This window comes from Acidobacteriota bacterium (assembly GCA_030697165.1).
In the GTDB taxonomy this organism is placed as follows: domain Bacteria; phylum Acidobacteriota; class Vicinamibacteria; order Vicinamibacterales; family UBA2999; genus 12-FULL-67-14b.
Genome location: JAUYQQ010000004.1, coordinates 191,352 through 214,575 on the forward strand (window position 1 = coordinate 191,352; position 23,224 = coordinate 214,575).

The window sequence follows — 23,224 nt, forward strand, 5'->3', positions numbered from 1 at the left end:
TGCAGCGCTGGCCTATTCGGCCTGGGCGATGCGAACCCCGTTCTTACCCGAATCTTTTACCTGGTACATCGCCATATCGGCCGCACGCACCAATTCTTCAGCCGAAGCCGCGACGTCGGGCAGCGTTGCCACTCCCACCGACGCGGTCAGTCGCATGCTCAGGCCATGTCCCGCGAGAAATGGATGAGCCGCGATACGTTCCCGGACACGGTCGCCAACGGCTGCCGCGCCTTCCGATCCCGTGTCGGGCAGGATCAGTGCAAACTCGTCGCCACCGAAGCGCGCCACCATGTCGGTTTCACGGGCGCACCGCCGAATGACGGCCGCCGCTTCCACCAGCGCCGTGCTGCCCGCCTGGTGACCGTGGGCGTCGTTGACACCCTTGAAGCCGTCCAGGTCGAGAAACAGCAGCGACAGCGGACGACCCGAACGCGAGGCGCGCTTGGCCTCGCGCCGCAGCACCTGGTTCAGGTACCGCGAATTGTAGAGCTGGGTCAGGTCGTCGGTCACCGACAGTGCCTCGGACCGCCGCAGCCGCAAGGCGTTGTCCAACGCCTGCGCGGGACCCTCCAGCATCACACCCAGCAACTGGCCCACGGCCGGAGGCAGGTGCGGCGCCTGCGTGGCGGCCTGCCGCTCGGCCACGACCAGCACGCCCACCGTCTGGGCCCGGCAACGCAACGGCCAGGCCAGCACCGCGCCGGCCGCCCCCGGCGCCCGCGCGTCTTTTCGCAGGTCGGCCGACGTCAGCTCGCGCCCATACGCCAGCACCCAGCGCGCTACACCGATCGCCGCGGGCGTAAGCGCCGGTCCCATGCCCTTTGACGACAGGCCCACGACTTGGCCGTCGAGGTCGGCAGCAAACAGCCCGCACGCGGGCGCCTTGAACCATTCGTCCGCACGGGCCACGACGAGCCGGCCAATGCTTTCGGGGTCAAGCGAGTCGTGTGCGGCGCGAACCAGGGCCAGGACGGACTCAGTCCGTTCGAGACGGCTCTTGAGCGCGCGCTGGCCACGTCGCAGGCGAGCGGCCAGATCCGGACGGCGAGAACCGCCGTAAGTCATTCAACTGACTGAATATATCACGGGGGTTCAATCCCGGGGGTTCAAACACGGGGTTCAAGCACGATGGTTCAATCACGAAGGTTCGGCCGGGTGCGCCTCCGTGTTACGATTCTGGTTTCCCAGAGGATTTTGACCGATGACGATGCTCGACCGGATGCGGCGACACAAGGGCTGGCTCAAGTGGAGCCTGGCGGCGGTAGTCCTGACCTTCGTGCTGTTCTACATCCCTGATTTCCTGACCACCCCCACCGGCGCCGCTCCGAACGAGGAGCTCGCCACGGTGGCGGACGAGACGATCACGGTAGGCGCGTTCACGCGGCGCTACAACGCGCAGGTGCAGGCCTATCGCAACGCCTACGGCGGACAGATGAACGACCAGCTGCTCAAGCAGCTTGGCATCGACCGCCAGATCCTGCAGCAGCTGATCGATGAAGAGGCCATGGTGGCCGAGTCGCGCAAACAAGGCATCACCGTCAGCGATGTCGAGATTCGCGAGCGCATTCTCGCCCTGCCCGGCTTCCAGGAAAACGGCAAGTTCGTCGGCGAGCAGCGCTACCGGCAGATCCTGCAGATCCAGAATCCGCCGCTCAGCACCACGGAATTCGAGACCAGCCTGCGCCGTGCCCTGCAGATCGAGAAACTGCGGACCGCGCTCACCGGCTGGATGTCGGTCGACGATGCCGACGTGGTCGCCGAGTTCAAGAAGCGCAACGAGAAGGTGAAGCTCGAGGTGGTGCCGGTCACCGCCGAGGCGTTCAAGAGCCAGGTCACCGTGACCGACGCCGAACTGGTGCCGTATTTCGAAAACGCCAAGGACAAGTACCGCATCGGCGAGAAACGCAAGATCAAGTACGCGCAGGTCAACGTCGAGCAGGTCCGCAGCGCGATCGTCGTGCCCGATGCCGAGATCGCCGCGTTCTACCAGCAGAACCTGACGCAGTACCAGACGCCGGCGCAGGTGCGCGCCAGCCACATCCTGTTCAAGCTCGAAGGCAAGGACGAGAAGGCGGTGCAGGCACAGGCGGAAGAGGTGCTGAAGAAGGCCAAGGCGCCCAACGCCGACTTCGCGGCGCTGGCCAAGCAGTACTCCGAGGACGACACCAACAACATGAACGGCGGCGACCTCGACTACTTCGGCCGCGGCCGCATGGTGGCCGAGTTCGAACAGGCGGCGTTCGGCATGACGGCAGGCGAGACGAGCGACCTGGTGAAGACGGCGTTCGGCTTCCACATCATCAAGGTCGTCGACAACCAGCCCGAGTCGACCCGGGCGCTGGCCGACGTCCGCGCCGAGCTCGAGGACCAGCTGAAGTGGCAAAAGGCGCAGGCCGAGGCCGAGAGCATTGCCAAGTCGCTCGAAGCCACCACCAAGACGCCCGCCGACCTCGATCGGGTCGCCAAGGAACGCGGCCTGGCGGTGGTCGAAACCGGGATGATGGCGTCGGACGAGCCGATCCAGGGCATCGGCGCGCAGCCGGAACTCTCGTCGCGCGTCTTCGCCATGAAGGAGGGCGAAGTCACGCCGGCCCTGCGCGTCGCCACCGGCTGGGTCTTTGCGACCGTGACCGGCCGCCAGGATTCGTACGTGCCCCAACTGGCCGAGGTCAAGGCACGCGTCGCCGACGACGTGCGCCAGGAAAAAGCCGCGGAAATGGCCAGGCAGCGTGCGGCGGCAATTGCCAACGATCTCAAGACCGCGAAGGACTTCACCGCCGCGGCCAAGCGCGCCGGCCTTGAGGTGAAGACCACCGAACTGGTCGCCCGCGGCAGCGCCATTCCTGACCTCGGCATCAGTGAAGCCGTGGATGCCGCCGCCTTCGCGCTGCCCCAGGGCGGCGTGAGCGAAGCGATCTCCACGCCCACCGGCACCGCGGTTATCCGCGTGGTCGAGAAGGTCGGCGTGACCGACGCCGAAGTGGAGTCGGGCAAGGACACGCTGCGCGATGAGCTGGTAAACGCGCGCCGCGACAAGTTCTTCGGCGCTTACATGCAGAAGGCCAAGAGCGGCCTGAAGATCAACATCCGCCAGGACACGCTCGCGCGCGTCACCGGCGGCGTTTAACCTACCTCACGAACACGTACGGCATGTGCGCCAGCACTTGCCCGGACCTGAAGAGCCTTGACGGTGCGAGCAGCGCCGACAAGGCTTTTCTTTCGCGCGGCCCCAGCAACTGAATCAACGCGTCGGCTGTGTGGCGTTCCTGCAGGCGGCCGAGCGGCGACCGCAGTTGGTCGGACAGCACTTCGTACACGCTGCGCCTGGGCGGAAACACCACCAGCTCCACCTCTTCGTCGATCGGGATCTTCGCGCGCTGCTTGGCCAGGTCGATTGCGGTATAGAGACCGCCCAGTTCGTCAACCAGGCCCAATTGGCGAGCCTGCTCGCCGGTCCAGACGCGTCCCTGCGCGACCTCATCCACCTTCTCGGGCGCCATATGTCGCGCCGCCGCCGTGCGCTCCACGAACTGGTCGTAGACCGCCTGCATCGACTCCGCGATCTTCTCGCGCTCATCGGGCGTGAAGCGGCGGTCCGGCGAGTACATTTCGGCACGCTTGCCGCGGCTGACCGACTCGATGTTGGCGCCGAGCTTCTCGAAGCTGCCCGCGGTCACGAACTTGCCGGTGTAGACCCCGATCGATCCGGTGAGCGTGCCCGGCTGCGCGACGATGGCATCGCCGGCCAGGGCGATGTAGTAGCCGCCCGAGGCCGCCAGGTCCGACATCGAGACGATCAACGGCCGCGCGTTCTCGCGCGAAATCGACAACTCGCGCCAGATCACGTCCGAGGCGGTGGACGACCCGCCGGGGCTGTCGACCCGCAGCACGATGGCGCGAATCGAGCGGTCGGCGCGCGCGTTGCGGATGTACTCCACCAGGGAATCGGCGCCCACCACCGCGCCGTTGATCGGGTCGTAGCCGCTGCGGCCGGAGTTGATCACGCCGACCGCGTTGATCACGGCCACCTTCGACCGGCCGGTGACGCGCGACGAGACCTGGGCGTAGTCTTCGGCGTCGATAAACTCGGCGCCGCGCAGGTCGTCGTTGAGGTCGTCAAGTTCGTCCTCGTAGGCGACCTCGTCAATCAACCCGAGGCGCAACGCGTCGACCGGCAGGAACGGGCCCTGGTCGATCAGCCCGCGCACCTCTTCTTCGGACTTCTTGCGGGCATCGGCGATGCCGCGGACCAGTTGCTCGTACTGGCTGCGGTTGAGCGAGTCGGCCATCTCGCGATGGGCCGGCGTGAACGACTTCTCCAGGTAGGTATTGACGGCGCTCTTGTAGTCGCCGACGTTCAGGAAGTCCGGATAGGTGCCGATCCAGTCGAACGTGCCGCGCAGGAACAGCTCGTAGCTGGCAATGCCGGTCAGGTCGAGCGTGGCCGATGGCAACAGGAACACGCGGTCGGCAGCCGATGCCAGGTAATATTCGCGATCCCCGGCGTACTCGAGCCAGGCGTGGACGTACTTGCCGCTGGCGCGGAAGTCGTTGAGCGCGTCGCGCACTTCCTGGATCTTGGCCCAGTAGGGCGAGCTGAGCATGCCGGGCCGCAACAGGATCCCGGTGATGCGCGAGTCGGACTTCGCCTTGCGGATGAGCTCGACATACGAGCGCACCGTCAGCTCGTCGCCGCCGAACATGACCTCGGGCAGCACTTCGGGCAGGTCCCCGTTCGGGCTCAAGACCAGCGTCGCGCGCGCCGGAACGGCCGGTTCCGAGCCCACCAGTACGAACAACATGACCATGGCCGCGACCGACACCATCGTGGCCACGACCAGGAACACCAACACAAATCTGACAGCGCGATTCACCGGATCAGTATAGCCGTGCGTGGCGGGCGTGGGCGGCGGGCGCTACCCGAACCTCGGCCATGGCGGCGAGCCCAGGAAAGTGGCGCGTGGGGCGGATGCAGGGACGGAACCGGAGTCATCCGACCCCGGCAAGCCGCCGCCTTAGGGATTGATCGAACCGAACAGGACCAGCCGGGCCGCCTCGCGCAGGCCCCGCGCAGTAAACGGCTTCTCGAGGAACGCGGCGCCCTCCTCGAGTTCCACCCGGTCTTCGAACAGCATGTCGCTGAAGCCGGTCTGGTACAGCACCTTGACCGCCGGGAACCGCTCGCGGACACGATCGGCCAGCTCGCGGCCTTGCATGTCGGGCATCGCGTAGTCGGTGACGAGCAGGTCAACGTCTCCGGTGTGCCCGGCGAGCTTCTGGATGATTTCGGGACCACCGCTCGCCATCAGCAGCTCGAAATTCTCGCGCTGCAGGATGCGGGACAACACGTCAAGCATCATCGGGTCATCGTCGACGACAACGACGGTCTTCTTGATGCCGAGCGGCTTCAGTTCGGCCTGCGGCGGCTTGGGGTGCGAGTCGTCCTTCGGCGCCGTCAGCGGGTTCGAGGTCAGCGGGATGTCGGGAATCTCCAGCGGCGGACGCGGCGTCGCGGCCGCGTGGCCGGTTGCCGCGGGCTTCTCCGGCATGGCGGTCACGGTGGCCGGTTCAGACGCGGCGGGTGCCACGGTCTGCGGACGCGGCGGCGCCGGAGGCAGGTCGACGTTGAATGCGTGTGGTAACTCGCCGTGGCCGACGGCGCCCCAGAGTTGATTGAGGAGGTGCTGCGGCAGTCCAATATCGACGCCGGCGACGAGCACGTCCGTGCACAACGCTTCCAGTTCGCGGACTCGCGTCCGCAGCTGTTCCAGATCCGGTTGGTCCGCCACAATTCTGCCTGAGGACCAGACGCGGGCTCCTGCCCCGCCGGGTCCGCCAAAGAAGCTGATCATCATACTATCCTGCTTCCAACGATCCTGCGTGTGTCCCACTGGGCGCACAGGCCCGCACATGGGCGCGCACGCATCCCCTGGTAGGGTCGTCTGGTTGAATTCATCAAGAATCGGCCAATTTGCGGGCGTTCCCATCGTCGTCCTGCCTCCTGTGACGAGCTGTAGTTCAGGAGTCGTGCCAAGGGCACCGGACCAAGGGACGGTCTCGCTATTGATCTAGACGGCCATGCGCGCGGATTCTCTCAACTGTCTTTTCACCCAAAATATTCGCGCCTGTCCGTTACCGTCCTTGTGTTGACACCGACGCGTACTGATAATCGGGCGGGTTCCCATCCAAATCCGCGTGGACTATCAACGGCTGCTCGTCGAACACCTCGACCTCATCGATCAAATCGTGCGAACGACGGGTCGGCGGCGACACCTGTCTGCCGAGCAGGAGGAGTTCGCCGGATTTGTCCGCCTGCGCCTGATCGAGGACGACTACGCCGTTCTGCGCAAGTTTCAGCATCGCAGTTCATGGCGGACCTATCTGGCCGCGGTGATCGAGCGGCTGTCGCTCGACTTCTGCGTGGAACGGTGGGGCCGGTGGCGCCCGTCGGCGGTGGCGGATCGGCTGGGGCCAGTGGCCGTGCTGCTCGAGCGGCTGGTGACCCGTGACGGGTACACGCTGGACGAAGCGCTGGAAATCGTGCAAACCAGCCAGGGCTCGGGCGTGTCCGTGCGCGAGTTGCGCGACCTGTGGAACCAATTGCCGGTCCGGCTCAAGACAACTGAAGTAGGAGAAGAAGCCGCCGCGGCGGTACCGTCCCCGCAGACATCAGAGTCCCGAGTCGAGGATGCCGAGCACCGCGTGAACATCGAGCGACTGGCACGAACCCTGCAGTCAGCGATCGCGGCCCTTCCGGATCAGGACCAGGTGCTGCTCACGTTGCGGTATCGGCATGACCTTTCGATCGCCCAGATCGCGCGCACGAGCGGCATTTCCGTGCCGACGCTGCACCGCCGGCTGGACCGGACGATCAAGGAACTAAAACGCGCGTTGACGAACTCGGGCATCGATCCCCGCGAAGCGATCGGGCTCATTGGCCATCCCACCATCGCCCTGCCACCGCTGTTGCGCGCCGAGGTTGAGAGGTTTTTGGGACCTGTCCGTCTACCTAATCAAGATGGGTGATTCCTACACCCGCTGTCCGGAACCGGAGGTTCTGGCGGCGTATGTTGACCGGGGCCTCAGTCTGGCCGAGCGTGCTCGCGTGGATCGCCATCTTGCCTCGTGTCCCCAGTGCCTGGCACTGGTGGCCGGGGTCGTGCGAACGGTTGCGGACGTGCCGGAGTCCACACCCCACGCCGAGCCTGCGGTGGAGATCGCTTCACGCGCAGCCACTCGACGAACCCTGGTGGGTGTGCTGGCAGCCGCGGCTGCCGTGGTCACAGTCCTGTTCACGCCCTCACTCGTGAGGCCGTGGCTGGATCGCGATACGGGGCTCGTGAATCTTGTCGGCGTCAGTGAGCAACGATCGGTTCTCGGCCGGCTGACCGGGGGGTTCCCGCATGCCCCACTGGGTGCGCCATCTGCTGGGGGGCAAGGTGGCCGAGCCGCCGAGACCGATCGGATCCTCCTGACCGCCGCCAAGATTCGCGAGTCGTTCGGCGAACGAGAAACACCCTCGCGATTGAACGACCTGGGCCGGTCGCAGTTGCTGGCCGGACAGTTCGACGCCGCCGCCGATGCGCTGCTGGCGGCCTCGCGAGAACAGCCGGCCAACGCGCGGTACCTGAACGATGTCGCGACGGTGCAACTCGAACGGGCCCGGCTGGGCCTGCGGCCCGATGACCTGCCCCGGGCCCTGGCTTCGGCGGATCGCGCCCGCCGGATCGATCCGTCCCTGACCGAGGCGTGGTTCAACCGGGCCCTGGCGATGACGGCCCTGTCACTGACGGCCGACGCGAAGCGTGCGTGGGCAGACTATCTCGAACGCGATGCGGATTCGCCGTGGGCCGACGAAGCCCGCGCGCGGTTGGCCGAGCTATCCAGGCCAACGGCGGCCGCCGCCTGGCTCGCGATCGAGCCGCAGCTACGTGGCGACATCGACGTGACGCTCGCCGACGCCGCCGTGCGGACGCAGATGACCGAGGCCCGGGCCGTACTCGAGAACGAGTTGCTGCCGGCATGGGCTGCTGCGGTCGAGGCCGGGCGCGACGGCGCCGTTGAACTCGCCCGCGTGCGAGCCATGGCCGAGGCGTTCGGCCGCGTCGCGGGTGACCGGATTTACATCGACACGGTAGCCGCGATTGAACGCGCCCAGGCACGCGGATCCGGCGCCGTGCGCGCCCTGGCGGTCGCTCACGCCGGCTACGCGCAGGCCGCGCGCGCGTTCGCCGAAGACCGCTTCCCGGCGGCCGCGGCGAGCTTCGCGGCCGCGTTGCCGCAGCTGCACGCCGCCTACTCGCCTTTTGCCGTCCGCGCACGCATCGAACTGGCGGCGATTAACTTCGTCACGGGCCAGACCGGCACCGCTCTGTCGGCCTTTGCAGCCAGCGGCACCGAGGCCCGTGAACGGCGCTATCTCTTTGCCGCCGGCCGCAGCACCTGGTTCCTTGGGCTCATCGCATTTGGCCAGGGTCGCATTGGCGAGGCACAGGCGGCGTACGAAGACACCCTCGCTACCTTTGCTCAGATGGGAGACGTCGAGCAGGCCGCCGGGGCCCATAACCTGCTGGCGAGCTTGCACGGCTATCTCGGCGACGAACGACAGGCGTGGGAACACCGGGCCGCGGCGCTACCCGTTTTGACAATCTCCAGATCGCAGCGACTCCACTATGGTGTGCTGGTTGGCGCCGCCGCGGCGGTCAGGCGCCAGAATCCGGAAGCCAGTCTCGCTTTCCAGGACGCGGTGGTCGACAACGCGAAGACCGCCGGCCGACTGGCCCCGATTGTCGACTCATTGAGCGCCCGTGCCGCCCTGTTGTCGGAGTTGGGTCAGGACAAGGCTGCGCAGAATGACCTCGCCGCTGCACGTTTGGCCCTGGCCGCGGTGCCGGCCGCGGCTGTCAACCTGCGCATCGAAGAACCGATCCTCGCCGCTGAGAGCAACGTGTTCCGCCGCACCGATCCCGCGCGAGCCATCGCGGCGGCCGAAGCGGCGATCGAGCGTGTCGGGCAGCGCGGTGATCGTCTCCGCGTCGCCCAGTTGGCGTTGCAGTTGGCCAAGGCCAACATCGTCTTGGGCAACCTGGTGGCGGCCGATGCGGCGCTCGAGCGCGGCATCCAGGCGTTCGAGGAAGAACGCTCATCGCTGTCGGACGAAGGCCAGGTCTCTACCCTCGACGAGTCGTGGCAACTGTTCGACACGGCCGTCCAATTCGCCATCAGGAACAAGGACTATCCCCGGGCGTTCGCGATGTCGGAGCGGGCGAGGGCGCGGACGCTCGCCGAAAAAAACCGCGCCCCCGTCAACCACACGTTGAGCGACATCGAACGATCGATACCAGTCGGCGAGGCCATCGTCGCCCTCAATCAGTTCGAAGACGAGCTGGCAGTCTGGGTCATCGGCCATGAGCGCACCACGGTAGTCATGCGGCCGCTGACCAGACGCGACGCGCAGCGACTGGTGTCGCGGCAGCTGGACGAGATTCGCCTCGAGGCCGTCGTCCCTGGCGCCGGTGCGGACCTGTTCCGGGAGATCCTGAGACCCGTCGCGGGCGACCTGGCCGGGGTATCGCGACTCTCGTTCGTGCCGGATGCCACCTACCAGGATGTGAGCTTCGCGGCCTTGTGGGATGCCTCCAAGGGTCGCTTCCTGGTTGAGCAAATGACCGTCACGATGGCGTCCAACGTTGCCGGAGCCGCCGCCGGTCGCGCTTCGCCGCCACCCACCGGCCAGACGGATTCATTGATCTTCGGTGGTCCGGGCGCACTGGCGGCCAGCGAGGCGCTCGCCGTCGCCGCCGCCTACAACCAGCCCGCAGTGCTGACCGGTTCGGCGGCCACGCGATCGCGGTTTATCGCCGACGCTCCATCGCACGCCATCGTTCACCTATCCGCGCAGACCAGGCCCAATGCCGCTTACCCGTTGCTGTCGCGCCTCATGCTGTCCGACGAACCGGGCGTTCGATATTCAGGCGCCTTACTCGGCCGTGATCTTGCCAGCCGGGCTTTGCCGCGCACCAGGGTGGTGGTGATCGACGACGTCACGGCCAACGAATCAATGAGCCGCGAAGGGTCCCTTGGCCTGGCGCGTGCGTTCATCGCCGCCGGGGTACCGGCCGTGGTGGGTACGCTGCCCGGGGCCAACGAAGCGGCCACTCGCGAACTCATGGTGGGATTCCACCGGTTGATGTCTTCGGGCATCACCGCTGACGAAGCCCTCAACACTCTCCAACGCAACGTTCTACAGAGCAACGGCCGTCGACTCGGCGCTTGGAGTGCGTTGGTGCTGTACGGCTCCGATCGATAGCCCCCCAACCTCAGGAGCACGAAATGAATCGTCGTCAGTTTGTCAGCCGAGTGTCCCTCGGAGCCGCCGCCGCGTGTACCGCAATCGCTCGTCCCGCGCTCGCTGCCCCCACGACCGGCCAGGTTGCCATTCGCTTCGTCGGTATGATGGGTTTCATCGAACGCCAGGATCATTCGGTCCTGGTGGCGACCCCTGGCCAGCATCACCACCTGACCCATGTGCCATTCCTGATGGCACGGGCTGGATCATCGATCGCGAAGGCCCTGAACTTCACTCCAGTCACGGGCGTCGTCCCAGAGGCCTTCGACAACGCCCTCATCGGCACGCGGCCCGAAGACTTTGTCTTCCGCTCGCTCAGCAACACCTCGCTTGATGTCGTCTCCGGCACGCGCGAGGCGGTCACCAACGAAGCCACGCAGCTGGCGCAGATGGATCGCATTGCCCCGGGCAAGCGGGTCCGCGGCAACGTCGAGAAGTGGGCATCGGCCACGGTCTCCCTGCGCGGCGGCCGCCTGGAGAACTCGGCCGCGCACCCGGACGCCGGCCGCGTGTGGTCCTTCGACGGCTACAGCCAAAAGCTGACCGACGCCGTGAACTACAAGAGCGACGCGGCGGCCGCGACTTCGATCCGCCTCACCAGCGTCCGTGACGCCGTCACCCATGTGATCCCGGCAGGCCAACAGGAAGACCTCTGGATCTTCAGCGCTGCCGCCATGGACGCACGGGGCGGCAGCCCGACGCGCATCGAGCACAGCGATTTGGTTTTCGACTACCTGGTTGATGCCAAGCCGATCGTCGCGGAATGCGACAAGGCCACCGGCCGCACGGTTCCGGAGACCGCGCTGCCGTTCGTCAATCCGTCGAGCGCAAGTGCGGGGCTGATCGCCTCGGAAACGCGTTTCCCGCCCGACACCTGGCTGTGCTGGATGGCCATGTTCGGCCTCGGCACCAAGCGCTAGACCGTTCGTCCCCTTGGAAGACCGGGTTTGCCCGAGCCCGGTCTTCATCTTCCCCTGAGCGCAGGCGTGGCATACTTTTGCCATGCGAAAGCTGTCTCTGCTCTCCCTCGCGACCGGCGCGCTCATCGCCGCCATGACCCTGCCCGGCGCCGCCCAGTCGCGGGCGGCTGTCACGGCGGCCGACTACGAACGCGCCGAGCGCTATCTTGGCTACAACACCAACCCGCTCGTCTCGAACGGGCCCGTGCAGGCCAACTGGCTGCCCAACGACCGGTTCTGGTACCGGAACGTCACGGCGGCCGGCAGCGAGTTCGTGCTCGTCGATGCGGTGCGGGCGACCAAAGCCCCCGCGTTCAACCACACTGCCGTCGCGGCCGCGCTCACGACGGCCATGGGCAAGCCGGTGCCGGCCACGCGCCTGCCGTTCACGCAGTTGAGCTTTGCCGCTGACGGTCTCTCTTTCTCATTCGACAGCGACACCAAACGCTGGACCTGCGACGTGCAGGGCGCGGCCTGCACCAGTGCTGACCGCCCGGCGCGGATTCCCAACAGCATGCTGTCGCCCGACGGCAAGCTGGCCGCGTTCATTCGCGACCACAACCTGTGGGTCCGCGACGTCGCCACCGGCGCCGACACGCAACTGACGACCGACGGCGTCAAGGACTACGGCTATGCCACCGACAACGCCGGCTGGATCCGCAGCGACAACCCCGTGATGGTGTGGTCACCCGATTCGAAGAAGATCGCGACGTTCCAGCAAGACCAGCGCAAGACCGGCGAGATGTATCTCGTGAACACCGTGGTCGGCCACCCCGCGCTCTCGGCCTGGAAGTACCCGCTGCCGGGTGATGAGCACGTCACGATGATCGAACGCGTGGTCATCGAAGTGGACGGGCCGAAGGTGATTCGGCTGCAGATGGGCCCCGACCAGCACCGCTCGACCCTCTGTGACGACGTGAAATGCGGCGGCGAGTGGGTGGATGTGCAGTGGCATCCGGACGGCAGCCAGGTGTCGTTCGTCTCGACCTCGCGCAACCACCAGCAGGCCAACCTGCGTGTGGCCGACGCTGCCACCGGCGCGATTCGTGACGTGCTCGAGGAGAAGGGCGAAACGTTCCTCGAATCGGGTAACGGCAAGGTGAACTGGAAGTACCTGCCGGGCTCGAACGAGGCGATCTGGTTTTCGCAGCGCGAGAACTGGGGTCACCTTTACCTGCACGACCTGCACACCGGCAAGCAGAAGCACCCGATCACCAGCGGCGAGGGCAACGTCACGCAGCTGACGCGTGTCGACGAAGCCAACCGCATGCTGTACTTCCAGGGCGTCGGAAAGCAACGCGGGCGGGACCCCTACTTCCGGCACTTCTACCGCATCGGCATGGACGGCTCGAACCTCCAGTTACTGACACCAGACGACGCTGACCACGCCATCTCGATGTCGCCCTCGGGCAATTACTTCGTCGATAATTTCTCGCGGCCAGACGTCCCCTCGACGTCGGTGCTGCGCGACGCCTCGGGCAAGGTCGTGCTGCCGCTCGAGAAGGCCGACATCTCGCGCCTGCTCGCCACCGGGTGGAAGCCGCCCATGCCGATCACCGTGAAGGACCGCGGCGGCGTCGACGAGCTCTATGGCCTGCTCTATCGGCCGACCAACTTCGATCCGGCAAAGAAGTATCCGATCGTCAACAACATCTATCCCGGTCCGCAGACCGGCAGCGTGGGCAGCCGCAGCTTCTCGGCCGCGCGGGGCGACACCCAGGCCATTGCCGAACTCGGCTTCATCGTCGTCCAGATCGACGGCATGGGCACGCCGTGGCGGTCGAAGCGCTTCCACGCGGCCTACTACGGCAACATGGGCGACAACACCCTGCCCGACCAGGTGGCCGGCATGAAGGAGCTGGCGTCGCGCTATCCGTGGATTGACATCGAGCGCGCCGGGATTTACGGCCACTCCGGCGGCGGGTACGCCACCGCCGCGGCGATGTTCAGCTACCCCGACTTCTTCAAGGTCGGCGTGTCACAGGCCGGCAACCACGACAACCGTGTCTACGAGGACGACTGGGCCGAAAAGTGGCAGGGACTGCTCGAGAAGAACGCCGACGGCACGACCAACTACGACAACCAGGCCAACCAGCTGATCGCGCACAAGCTCAAGGGCAAGCTGCTGCTGGCGCATGGTTCCATGGACGCGAACGTGCCGTTCTACAGCACGCTGCTCGTCGCTGACGCGCTGATCAAGGCCAACAAGGACTTCGACCTGATCATCTTCCCCAACCGCGGCCACGGCTTCGGCAACGAACCGTACATGGTCCGGCGCCGCTGGGACTACTTCGTGAAGCACTTGATGGGAGTGGAACCGCCGGCAGGATTTCAGTTGAAAGGTCCGCCTTCGCCTACTTCGTAGGCTGCGGCGGGATAAAACCGGCGGCGAGAACAGGCGGGCCCGAGGCCCGCCTGTCTGTCTGGTTTCAGCCCTGCGCCTTCTGCGGGAAGATCTGCTTGAAGGCGGTCATGAACTTCTCCATGTCCTCCGCCGTGCCGACCGAGACGCGCAGGTGGTTCAGCATGGGCGGGAACGGCCGGCCGACGAGGATGCCTTTCTTGCGGAACTCCTCGATCACCCCCTGCACCGTGCGGTCGCCCAGGCTGACCATGAAGAAGTTGGCCTGCGACGGGATGACCGGGTAGCCCCACGATTCCAGCACCTTCGTGGTCTTGTTGCGCATGTCGAGGATCTTGGCCTTGACGTCGGCTTCGGCGGCCTTGTCCTTCAGCGAGGCGACCGCGCCCCACTTGGCCAGCACGTTGACGCTGTTTGACGCGTAGATGCGCATGTCGCGAATCATTTCCGCCGGCGCGACCGAGTAGCCGATGCGCATGGCGGCCAGCGCCGCGATCTTCGAGAAGGTGCGGGCCACGACGACCGGCCGGCCCTCGAGCACATACGGGATCGCGGTGCCATACGCGGGATCGTCCACGAAGTGGTGGTACGCCTCGTCGATCAGCACCGGCATGTCCTTCGGGATGTTGTCGAGCAGGTCCTTGATTTCCCTGGCGGTGACAATCGCGCCGGTCGGGTTGTTGGGATTACACATGTAGACGAAGCCGATGTCGCGCGCGTAACGGTTCGCGGTCTCGATCATCTGGCTGATGTTCTGCCGGTAGTCCTTGGTCAGCGGAATCTGAATCGAGTCGGCCTTCACGTTGGCCGCCTGCTGAAAGATGCTGGCGTAGGACGGGCTGACGCCGAGCACTTTCTTCCCCGGCCCGAGGTAGGTCGTGGCCATCACGTTCAGCCCCTCGCCCGATCCGGCCGTCAACAGGACGTTTTCGCGCCTGACACCGTGGTGGTCGGCAATCACCTGGACGACGTTGCCGTCAGGGTAGCCGTACCGGTTGGAGTACTTCCACGCGTCGTTCATGGCCTTCATCACCGACGGCGGCGGGCCGTAGTTGTTCTCGTTGCTCGCCAGCTTGATGTAGGCGTCGTACTCGGCTTCGCCGCCGGTGAACTGGGCGGTCTGCCCTTGCGCGCGCAGGTCGGCCTCGGGACGAAGACTCAGGGCGCCGATGGTCGCGGCGACGCCCCCTACGAACTGACGACGAGAAAACGGATGCCGAACGGACATGAAAACCTCCAGGAAGGAACGAGAAATCGGGTGAATTCTATCCCGAGCGGCGCCAAACCAGAAACGCGCCTAAAATCCCAGGTGGTCATCGTGGTCGAACCTTCCCGGGGCGGCCTCGTATGATTAGGGAAAGGAGCTTATGGTGTTTGGACCCCTGAAACGCGTGAAGTTCCTCGTCACCGCCCCGTTCATCCTGCTGCTCTGCCTCGTCATCAACATGATGACGTCGCCTGGCCAGTGGTGGGTGCAGTGGGTGGCGCTCGGCCTCGGCATTGCCTGGGTGATCAACCTGTTCAAGTTGATCCGCGACATCGTTCTGCTCGGTGGCCTCGCCGCCTTCGGCGCCTACCTCTTCAACCGCAACCGCCAGGGCTAGCCTCGGGTGGAGGCAACCCCTTCCTGGGGTTGCCTATCTCCCCGCCACACTCCGCAGCATCGTCAACAACAGGTCGACGGCCACCGTGTTGTGGCCGCCGAGCGGGATGATGACGTCGGCGTAGCGCTTGCTGGGTTCCACGAACTCCAGGTGCATCGGCTTCACGGTGCTCTGGTACTGGTCGATTACCGATTCCATGGTCCGCCCGCGCTCGGCGACGTCGCGCCGCAGACGGCGAATGAACCGCGTGTCGGAATCGGTGTCGACGAACACCTTGATGTCCATCAGGTCGCGCAGGGCCGCGTCCGTGAACACCAGGATTCCCTCGACAATCAGGGCGCGCCTGGGTTGAAAAGTGTTGGTTTCCGACAACCGCGCGTGACGCGTGAAGTCGTACTGCGGCACTTCGACGGCCTGCCCCGCCTTCAATTCCCGCACGTGCCGCACCATCAGGTCGGTCTCGAGCGCATCGGGGTGGTCGTAATTGAGCGCCGCGCGCTCCTCCAGCCGCAGGTCGTTTCGGTCTCGGTAGTAGCGGTCGTGGTCGAGCAGGGTGACCTCGTCCAGGCCCAGGCTGTCGACAATCCGCCGGACCACGGTGGTCTTTCCTGAGCCGGATCCGCCGGCGACGCCAATTACGAAAGAGGGCTTTTTGATGCCACGATCATATATCGCAGCCCGACAGGCACACCAATTGCAACAGTTGGGAGCGTGAACCTACTGCCGCCCAAGCTGAGCCGCTACGCAGGTCGCCAACCGCATCACGCTGGGACTGATCCTGGCCGCGCTGATCGTCGGCGGCTCGATGATCATGCGCGTCGAGACGACGGCCCGCATCTTCGGGTATCCTGCGTTGGCAATGCTGATGCTGGCCGGCGCAGGGGCCGCGTACCTGGCGATCCAGATCGTGCGGCATGACCGCACGCCGAAAACCCGGTGAGCCTGTCTAAGCCTTCGCCCCGCAGCCAGCCGTCGCCGCTCCGACACCGTCCCCGAACGGCGCGCACGAGCTACAAGCCCGCCCGCGATCCGCGCACGACGACACCCAAGGGCATCTCGACCGCATGGACGCGGGTGCGCCGCCTGATCTGGTCGTGGCCGCCGTGGGCCGCGGTGTGCGTGTACTTCGTGGCCCAGGGCGACTGGTGGAAGGCGTTCGCCGCCGGCGCGTGGGCCGGGCTCTGTTCGCTCTCGACGCCGGTGGAGTTTCCCCCGCAGTACGGCTTCGACCACGGGCTGACCGTCGGCTCGGACGACTTCCTCCACACCATGGCCGGCGCCGCCGGCGTGCCACTCGAGCCGGGTAACTCGCTCGAGTTGCTGAACAACGGCGACCGCTTCTATCCCTCCATGCTGGCGGCCATCAAGGGCGCCGAGCGTTCGATCACCATCGAGGCCTATATCTACTGGGCAGGCGAGATCGGCCTCACCTTCGCGAGGGCGCTGGCCGAGCGGGCGGCGCACGGCGTGAGGGTCAAGATCCTGCTCGATGCCGTCGGCTCATCGACCGTCGGCAACGAGATCCTCGAGATCCTGCGCCACGGCGGCTGTCACGTCGCGTGGTACAACCCGATCCGCTGGAACCGGCTGCGGCGCCTGAACAACCGCACGCACCGCAAGTCGCTGATCATCGACGGCCGTATCGGGTTCACCGGCGGCGCCGGCATCGCCGACCATTGGACCGGTGACGCGCAAGACGACCAGCATTGGCGCGACCTGCAAATCCGCATGGCGGGGCCGGCGGTGCGGCCGCTGCAAACCGGCTTCGCGCAGAACTGGCTGGAGTGCACGCGCGAGTTGGTGGCGGGTCCGGACTTCTATCCCGACCTGCCGCCGGCCGGCCCGCTGGCTCTCCAGACCGTCATGAGCTCGCCCGAAACCGGCGCCTCGGCCGCGCGGGTCATGTACTGCCTGGCGATCTCGGCCGCCCGTCACAGCATCGACATTGCCAACCCCTATTTCGTACCCGACCACCTGGCCATCGACCTGTTCCGCGACGCCATCAAGCGCGGCGTGCGGGTGCGCATCATGATGGCGGGCACGTCAAACGACAACTGGATCGCGCGGCTCAACAGCATCCGGCTCTACGGCGCGCTGCTCGAGACCGGCGTCGAGCTGCTCGAGTACAACCGCACGATGCTGCACCACAAGACGATGGTGGTCGATGGTCTGTGGGCCACGGTGGGGACCACCAACTTCGACAGCCGATCATTTGCGCACAACGAGGAGAACAACGTCTGCCTGTGCAACGCCGGGGTTTCGCGCGAGCTGAACGAAATGTTCGAGGAGGATGCCAGGTCGTGCGAGCGCGTGGACCTCGAGCGGTGGCGCAAGCGGCCCCTGTGGGCCAAGGCGCGGCAGGCACTGGCGTCGTTCGTCCAGGACCAGGTCTAGGTGGTCCCGGCTAGAAGACCTCGCTGAAGTAGAACCAGAACCCTTCCTGGATCTTGCTCGTCAACGACCGCTGGTCCTTCCAGGTCGCGGCCGTCATCATCGTAGACTTCTGCAAGTCCGCTTCGAAGTCTCGCAGGATGGCCGCGGCCAGGCCGCGGTCGTGAACCGCGACCACCAGTTCATCGTTCAACTCGAACGACCGGTTGCCGAAATTGGCCGAGCCAATGAGGCTGACGATGCTGTCGACCACCAGCGTCTTGGTGTGCATCATCGTCGGCTGGTACTCCGCGATCTCCACGCCCAAATCGAGCAGGTCCTGGTACTCGGACCGGCTCGCGTGCTTCACCGGCATGGCGTCGGTGATCGTGCCTTCCCCAAGCAGCCGCACCCGGACGCCGCGACGGCGCGCCTCGGTCAGTGACCACAAGGTCGATTCGTCGAGGGTGATGTACGGGGATTGAATCTCAATCGAGTGCCGGGCCGCTGCGATGGCGAGCAAATACACCAGCTTGATGTTGCTGGCGCCCGCCGTCGGGTTGCTCCAGACCACGACCGACCGCGCGCCCGCCGGCCGCGGCGGCGGCTCCGGGTCGAGCGCCGGCGCAGACCGGCCGCCCGATTCGAGCCAGTTCTCGTAGAACGAGGCTTCGAGCATGCGAACCACGGGACCCTCGATCCGAAACTGCGTATCGCGCCAATGGTCCTGGTCCTGCGCGTGCCCCTGCCAGTGATCGGCGATCCCCATGCCGCCAATGAACGCCACCTCGCCGTCGGCCACCAGCACCTTGCGGTGGGTTCGGTAGTTGGTCTCTTCGAGCGCCCAGAACCGGAGCGGGTTGAACCACTTCACCTGCACGCCGGCCTGCTTCAGCCGATCCTGCGACGCATCCGACAGGCTGGCGCCGATCGAGTCCAGCACGACGCGCACGGTCACGCCGCGCCCTGCCGCGGCAATGAGCGCGGCAATGAACTGTTCGCCGGTGGCATCGTCCTTGGCGACATAGCTTTCGAAGCTGATGCGGGACCGGGCGCCGGCAATGGCGTCGAGCATCGCGGGATACGTCTCGTCGCCATTGCGGAGCACGGTGTAGGCATTGCCATCAATGGCGGCGGTGCCCGTCAAGGCGGCCAGGTAGTCGGGGAACCCGGGGTCCGCCGCCTCGAGCGGGCTTTCGACGCGGATCGTCTCCTGATCCTGGGCGATCAGCAGGAGGACGCCGATCACGGCCAACGCAATTGCGATGAGGTAGGGCCACTGACGCCGGCGGCGAGGCTCAGCCATACGCTAAGCCCTTGCAACATGTACGCCGAAACCTTGGCCGAGCCGCGATTAAGATGGGATTAGGTGGCGAGGTGGCTTGCCATGAGCGAACCAACGAACCGCCGAAGGCGATTAGTTGGTGAGTCGAATGGTGCGGAAGAGAGGACTCGAACCTCCACCCGGTTGCCCGGACTAGCTCCTGAGGCTTAAGGGATGTCTCCGGTAACTTGTTGAAACCACAGAATTAGCAGGCAGGCGATGGGCGCGGCGCGGGGTAGCTCCGGGGTAACTCGATTTTTCGGGGATGGGCGGTAAGCCAAGCGCCGGTCTACCATCGCCTTCATGATCAACAACAAGACAACCAAGGCCTGCGAACGCTGCGGGCAGCCGGCCGACGTCCAGGTAGTGGCGGATGGATTCGATGACGCCCCCGAGAGCTTCACCATCACCAGGACCTGCAGCGCCGGATGCACGAAGGTCTACGTCGCGGGCGTCACGCCTGAAGAGATGCACGCGAGCACCGGGCTCCCGCTCGCGGGCTGGTCGGAGACACGCTACTAGTACGCCAGGGCGAACTGAGGGGATCAAGACACCAGCCTCCTCCACCGGGGCAGCGGAGGCTCCCAGCGACCGGCTCTTGATCGCCCTCAGGTCTTCGGCGGCCACGGGAACTCCGTCCCACATCCGACGCACACGAAGCGGCCAGGCGTGCCAGCCGGTTCCGCCGGCGTGGCCACGTCGCAGCGCTTTGGGCACGACGGCCCGTCCGGATCATCGTTTGCGATGGCCGGCCGCCTCGAGGATGTCCGCCAGCTTCTTGCCGGCGACGTAGACGTGCGCGACGTGGCGTGCGAACGTCATGGCCCCCGTCGGCGCGACGCGGATCGGCCCGGACCGAAGCGCCGCCTCGGCCGCGGCGGTTGCCAGGCGGCCCTCCGGCGTGAAGCGTTCCGGCGTGTCGAGGCCGGCGAGCCGAATCGTCGCGGTGTAGCTGACGTCGAACCCGAGGTCGACCCGGAGGACGTACGTGTCCGCGTCGACCACGCGCACGAGCGACGCCGGGTAGCTCGTCGGCTGCGCGCTCGCCGGCGCCGGTAGCCACAACGCCATCAGCAGCAGCCAGGTCAACGCCGCGTAGATCTTCGCGTTCGGCCGCTCGCGGAACCGCTTCTCGACGTCGGCGCCCACAGCAAAGTGATCGCCGACGCGCGACGCGACGCCAACCCGCCACGACGGCCGGCCGCCGGTCCAGTCAACGCCGACCACGAGGGCGCCGGTCTTCCCGGCCGGGATCTCGTTCAGGCGGGCCCGCAGTCGCGCGAGGTCCGGATCGGTCGCGGCGCTTTCAGGCGCGGGCGAGGTAGTCGGGGCGGCCATGACGATCCTTGATGGTGTCGAACAGTTGCGGCCAGACGCGCGGGAACCATTTCGGATCGGCCAGCGCGCCGCTATGCCCGAGGCCGGGCACCTTCCAGTTGATGTCGGCGAGCAGCTGCTGGCGTTCGATACCGACGTTGCCATCGAAGGCCTCGCCGATCGCCTGCCAGAAGTCGAAGCCGTCGTGGTAGACGTGGACCCAATGGCCGATGTTGGGGCGCGCGGCCTGGCCGTACGCCTTCAACACGTCGGCCCTCGCGGGCGACCCGAACGAGATCAGGACGTTGACCTTGAGGCCGCCGGCGCAGGCAATCAGCACCGGCTGCAGGCCGTGGCTATGGGCCGCGATGTGCAGTTCGGGGCCGGGGATGCGCCGGTCGCTCGCGATTGCGGGGACGCACCAGTCGATCAGATTCTCGGCGCTCGACTTCCAGACGCGCAGCCGATTCCCGAACCCGACGCCGTCGACGACGGTCGGCCAGCAGAAGCCGTGCCCGTCGTCGCCGAGGCGCGGCGTGAACCCGTTCGCGCGCCAGAACGCCATGAGCGGCCCGGTCGTCGGGTCGTACCACTGGCCGGCGCTCGAGCCGTCCCACCCATGCGTGCCGGCGACCGCGAGGATCGGGATCACGGCACCGGCGCCCATTTGTTCGACGGGCGATCGTTGGCCGGGCCGAGAGCGCCGCCCACGAATCGCGCGCCCGGCGCGCCGATGCCGCCGACCACGTCGGCGCCCGTCCACTCGCGCACGCTCGCGCCAGGCTGCAGGAACGTGATCACGTCCTCCGCGTATTTGCCGTCAGGTCCGAGGCCGCCGTCGCATTCGGTCGCGTTGCAGCCTTGCTCGCCGCCGCCCTTGGTGAGTAGGCCCCACCCCCACGATTCGGTCGTCTGCTGCGCGCCGGCGCGCAGCGCCTTCACCACGCGACGCACAATCAGGTGACACGAGATCGCGGCGCCCTGGCGGCAGAACCGCAGGTCCTCCGGCGACTGGTTTGCTACGGCGTCAAGGCATTCCTGCGACACGCGGCCGTCGTTGTTCGCCGCCGCGCAGGCCGCGATCGTCGGACTCTCAACGGGCGGCGCCGGCGGAGCGGGCACCGCAGTCGGGGGAGGCGCGGGCGGCGGTGGTACGACGACCGGAGCGGGAGTCGGCGCGGGCTTCGTCGACGCGAGCCGCACGGTAAACTGCCGATTGCCGGCCCCGTCCGCCTCGTCGGCCGACGCGCCAAGCTGGAACCGCCGCGTCACCGGCGCGTAGTCGTCCGCCTCCACGCGAACGCCGTAGACGGTCCCGCCGGCCGGCAGCTGGAACGCGATGTAGCCGACGCCGTCGGCCTGGCGCTCAGGTCCGCCCTCCACGCGCGCGAACGCGGTCCCGATCGGCGCCCCGGTGCCATCGTCGAGCACTTCGAGCGCGAGCGTCGCCATTGGCTTCGATGGTTCCGCCGGTCGGGCGGTCGGCTTCGTCGGCGGCGGCACGCCGATGACAATCGGCGGCAGCGTCATGCCGCAGGCCACTGTGGCGAGCAGCGCGAAGGTCGAGAGAATCAGTCGCGTCATGGTGTTCTACTCCCTGAAAAGACAAAGCGGCCCGAAGCCCACGCGTGGGTGCGTGAACCTCGGGCCGCTCATGGTCCCGATGCTCTATGTCGTGTCTCAGCGCGCCAGAGCGCGACGCCTTTCAGCGATCGACGGGTGGCCACCACGTCGACGCCATAGCTGAGACAACTTCGTGGTCAGCGCTTGATGCCGGGATCCCTGCCCGTACGAATCATGGTGGCCAGTCGATCGGCGCGGCCGCGGCGGCCCGCCAGGCCATCGTCGACTTGCCGCGCCCAGACGGAGTCCATGATGTGAAACGAGACGGCCGTCCAGCACGCTTCCTGAAATCCGACATCACGGGTCGACAGCGCCATGTCGGCGAACCGGACCGCGCTGACGAACTTGGCGGCGCCGGCGACGCCTAGGTTGAAGACGAAGTCGATAATTGCGCGTTGCCGCACCCCATCCAGCGCGTCGTAGTTGCGCCAGCGGTCGCGCACGTCGGTCTCGAACCGATCGACATCCGCCGCCAGCTGCAGACGGCCATCCGCTTCGGTGAGCCCGTCACGTTCGATCCCGGCCCGCGTCAGCGGACGGCCCAGCGCTCGTTCGAGCGGGCCGAGGCCACGGTCGTCGATGTTGTAACCGCACAGGATCGTGAGCTTGCCGGACGTGCACCGGTAGAGGCGCAGCCGCATGCCTTCGTGGTCAATCAACTGCTGGCGCAACGCGGCGAGATGGTCAGCAGTCATGGCGGCCTCCGTGCACGGCGGGCGTCACGCGCGGTCCTCCGCCGTCAGCACGCCGTGCCACCCGACCAATAGGTGATCTCCGAACGACTCGCGGATAGGGTGCGCTTCGATGCGGACCAGCAGAATGCGCCCGGACGGCGTCAGCAGCCGGCAGCTGGTCAACCAGGCGCGCTGGTGCTTGACGGCGCCATCATCCGGTCCCTGCCACTCCTTGACGACGCGGACCTGGTCGAGCGAGTGCACGGCACTCACCCACTCCATGCCCATGAGGTGCGCCCGGGAGAACCCGGTCAGGTCTTCCATCGCGCGGTTGACCATCTCGAACTCGCCCTTGGGGTCGGTCCAGAACATCGGCTCAGGCAAGGCCGCCATCAGGGCGATCTGCCGTGCATCGACGCGCGCCGTCATGCGGTCGATGCGCGTCACCTTGTCCTTCATCGACTTGCCGCCGTTACCGAGCTCGCGCTCAACTAGGTCGAGAGCCGAGCCCAATCGCTGCAGCATCTTCCGGGCCGGGTCGAAGGCCTTCACCTTCGCCCACCGCAAGAAGCCCACGGCGGCCGTGAAGGCAGCGAGCCATTGGCCGACGACTTGGAGTGACGGTTCCATTTTTGATCCGTCC

At 66.5% G+C, this 23,224-nt stretch carries 20 protein-coding genes; 9 read left to right on the top strand and 11 right to left on the bottom strand.

What is annotated here, in order from left to right; all coding sequences use genetic code 11:
* Positions 1 to 12: 12 nt before the first annotated feature.
* Positions 13 to 1,065, bottom strand: coding sequence for a diguanylate cyclase (locus Q8T13_04750; protein ID MDP3717062.1), 1,053 nt, complete (start codon positions 1,063 to 1,065; stop codon positions 13 to 15).
* Positions 1,066 to 1,201: 136 nt separating this feature from the next.
* On the opposite strand from Q8T13_04750, the gene Q8T13_04755 reads away from it, so the two are divergent.
* Positions 1,202 to 3,127, top strand: a complete 1,926-nt coding sequence (locus Q8T13_04755) for a peptidyl-prolyl cis-trans isomerase (protein MDP3717063.1) — start codon at positions 1,202 to 1,204, stop codon at positions 3,125 to 3,127.
* Between the two features lies 1 nt (position 3,128).
* On the opposite strand, the gene sppA is transcribed toward Q8T13_04755, so the two are convergent.
* Together sppA and Q8T13_04765 are read right to left on the bottom strand one after the other, a co-directional pair.
* Positions 3,129 to 4,874: a signal peptide peptidase SppA gene (gene sppA / locus Q8T13_04760; GenBank protein MDP3717064.1), complete on the bottom strand. Its 1,746-nt coding sequence runs from the start codon at positions 4,872 to 4,874 to the stop codon at positions 3,129 to 3,131.
* Between the two features lie 141 nt (positions 4,875 to 5,015).
* A complete protein-coding gene (locus tag Q8T13_04765; protein MDP3717065.1) occupies positions 5,016 to 5,789 on the bottom strand; it encodes a response regulator in 774 nt (257 codons plus the stop codon).
* 406 nt (positions 5,790 to 6,195) lie between these two features.
* Between Q8T13_04765 and Q8T13_04770 the strand changes: the two genes are divergently transcribed.
* From Q8T13_04770 to Q8T13_04785, 4 genes are all read left to right on the top strand, one after another.
* Complete coding sequence (locus Q8T13_04770; protein MDP3717066.1) at positions 6,196 to 7,026, top strand: sigma-70 family RNA polymerase sigma factor; 831 nt, start codon at positions 6,196 to 6,198, stop codon at positions 7,024 to 7,026.
* Positions 7,019 to 10,309 carry a CHAT domain-containing protein gene (locus tag Q8T13_04775; protein ID MDP3717067.1) on the top strand — a complete coding sequence of 1,097 codons (3,291 nt, stop codon included), beginning with the start codon at positions 7,019 to 7,021 and terminating at the stop codon, positions 10,307 to 10,309. The genes Q8T13_04770 and Q8T13_04775 overlap by 8 nt, the downstream gene beginning before the upstream one ends.
* A 23-nt stretch (positions 10,310 to 10,332) precedes the next feature.
* Positions 10,333 to 11,268 carry a hypothetical protein gene (locus Q8T13_04780; GenBank protein MDP3717068.1) on the top strand — a complete coding sequence of 312 codons (936 nt, stop codon included), beginning with the start codon at positions 10,333 to 10,335 and terminating at the stop codon, positions 11,266 to 11,268.
* An 82-nt stretch (positions 11,269 to 11,350) separates the two neighbouring features.
* A complete protein-coding gene (locus Q8T13_04785) occupies positions 11,351 to 13,672 on the top strand; it encodes a DPP IV N-terminal domain-containing protein (GenBank protein MDP3717069.1) in 2,322 nt (773 codons plus the stop codon).
* A gap of 64 nt (positions 13,673 to 13,736) precedes the next feature.
* Here Q8T13_04785 and Q8T13_04790 read toward each other — a convergent pair whose 3' ends face one another.
* Complete coding sequence (locus Q8T13_04790) at positions 13,737 to 14,897, bottom strand: aminotransferase class I/II-fold pyridoxal phosphate-dependent enzyme (protein MDP3717070.1); 1,161 nt, start codon at positions 14,895 to 14,897, stop codon at positions 13,737 to 13,739.
* 139 nt (positions 14,898 to 15,036) lie between these two features.
* On the opposite strand from Q8T13_04790, the gene Q8T13_04795 reads away from it, so the two are divergent.
* On the top strand, positions 15,037 to 15,273 hold the full coding sequence (locus tag Q8T13_04795; protein MDP3717071.1) for a hypothetical protein: 237 nt from the start codon (positions 15,037 to 15,039) through the stop codon (positions 15,271 to 15,273).
* A gap of 33 nt (positions 15,274 to 15,306) precedes the next feature.
* Here Q8T13_04795 and udk read toward each other — a convergent pair whose 3' ends face one another.
* On the bottom strand, positions 15,307 to 15,930 hold the full coding sequence (gene udk, locus Q8T13_04800; protein MDP3717072.1) for a uridine kinase: 624 nt from the start codon (positions 15,928 to 15,930) through the stop codon (positions 15,307 to 15,309).
* A gap of 148 nt (positions 15,931 to 16,078) precedes the next feature.
* Between udk and Q8T13_04805 the strand changes: the two genes are divergently transcribed.
* Together Q8T13_04805 and Q8T13_04810 are read left to right on the top strand one after the other, a co-directional pair.
* Positions 16,079 to 16,213 carry a hypothetical protein gene (locus Q8T13_04805; GenBank protein MDP3717073.1) on the top strand — a complete coding sequence of 45 codons (135 nt, stop codon included), beginning with the start codon at positions 16,079 to 16,081 and terminating at the stop codon, positions 16,211 to 16,213.
* Positions 16,210 to 17,667: a phosphatidylserine/phosphatidylglycerophosphate/cardiolipin synthase family protein gene (locus Q8T13_04810; GenBank protein MDP3717074.1), complete on the top strand. Its 1,458-nt coding sequence runs from the start codon at positions 16,210 to 16,212 to the stop codon at positions 17,665 to 17,667. The genes Q8T13_04805 and Q8T13_04810 overlap by 4 nt, the downstream gene beginning before the upstream one ends.
* Before the next feature lie 10 nt (positions 17,668 to 17,677).
* On the opposite strand, the gene Q8T13_04815 is transcribed toward Q8T13_04810, so the two are convergent.
* On the bottom strand, positions 17,678 to 18,949 hold the full coding sequence (locus tag Q8T13_04815) for a phospholipase D-like domain-containing protein (GenBank protein MDP3717075.1): 1,272 nt from the start codon (positions 18,947 to 18,949) through the stop codon (positions 17,678 to 17,680).
* A 321-nt stretch (positions 18,950 to 19,270) separates the two neighbouring features.
* On the opposite strand from Q8T13_04815, the gene Q8T13_04820 reads away from it, so the two are divergent.
* On the top strand, positions 19,271 to 19,489 hold the full coding sequence (locus Q8T13_04820; GenBank protein ID MDP3717076.1) for a hypothetical protein: 219 nt from the start codon (positions 19,271 to 19,273) through the stop codon (positions 19,487 to 19,489).
* Between the two features lie 210 nt (positions 19,490 to 19,699).
* On the opposite strand, the gene Q8T13_04825 is transcribed toward Q8T13_04820, so the two are convergent.
* From Q8T13_04825 to Q8T13_04845, 5 genes are all read right to left on the bottom strand, one after another.
* Positions 19,700 to 20,305, bottom strand: a complete 606-nt coding sequence (locus Q8T13_04825) for a hypothetical protein (GenBank protein MDP3717077.1) — start codon at positions 20,303 to 20,305, stop codon at positions 19,700 to 19,702.
* Positions 20,274 to 20,951 carry a hypothetical protein gene (locus Q8T13_04830; protein ID MDP3717078.1) on the bottom strand — a complete coding sequence of 226 codons (678 nt, stop codon included), beginning with the start codon at positions 20,949 to 20,951 and terminating at the stop codon, positions 20,274 to 20,276. The genes Q8T13_04825 and Q8T13_04830 overlap by 32 nt, the downstream gene beginning before the upstream one ends.
* A complete protein-coding gene (locus Q8T13_04835; protein MDP3717079.1) occupies positions 20,933 to 21,868 on the bottom strand; it encodes a hypothetical protein in 936 nt (311 codons plus the stop codon). Before Q8T13_04835 ends, Q8T13_04830 begins: the two co-directional genes overlap by 19 nt.
* A 176-nt stretch (positions 21,869 to 22,044) precedes the next feature.
* A complete protein-coding gene (locus tag Q8T13_04840) occupies positions 22,045 to 22,602 on the bottom strand; it encodes a hypothetical protein (protein MDP3717080.1) in 558 nt (185 codons plus the stop codon).
* A gap of 24 nt (positions 22,603 to 22,626) precedes the next feature.
* The gene (locus Q8T13_04845; protein MDP3717081.1) at positions 22,627 to 23,211 is read right to left on the bottom strand and encodes a PAS domain-containing protein; all 585 of its coding nucleotides are present in this window, start codon (positions 23,209 to 23,211) and stop codon (positions 22,627 to 22,629) included.
* Positions 23,212 to 23,224 lie beyond the last annotated feature (13 nt).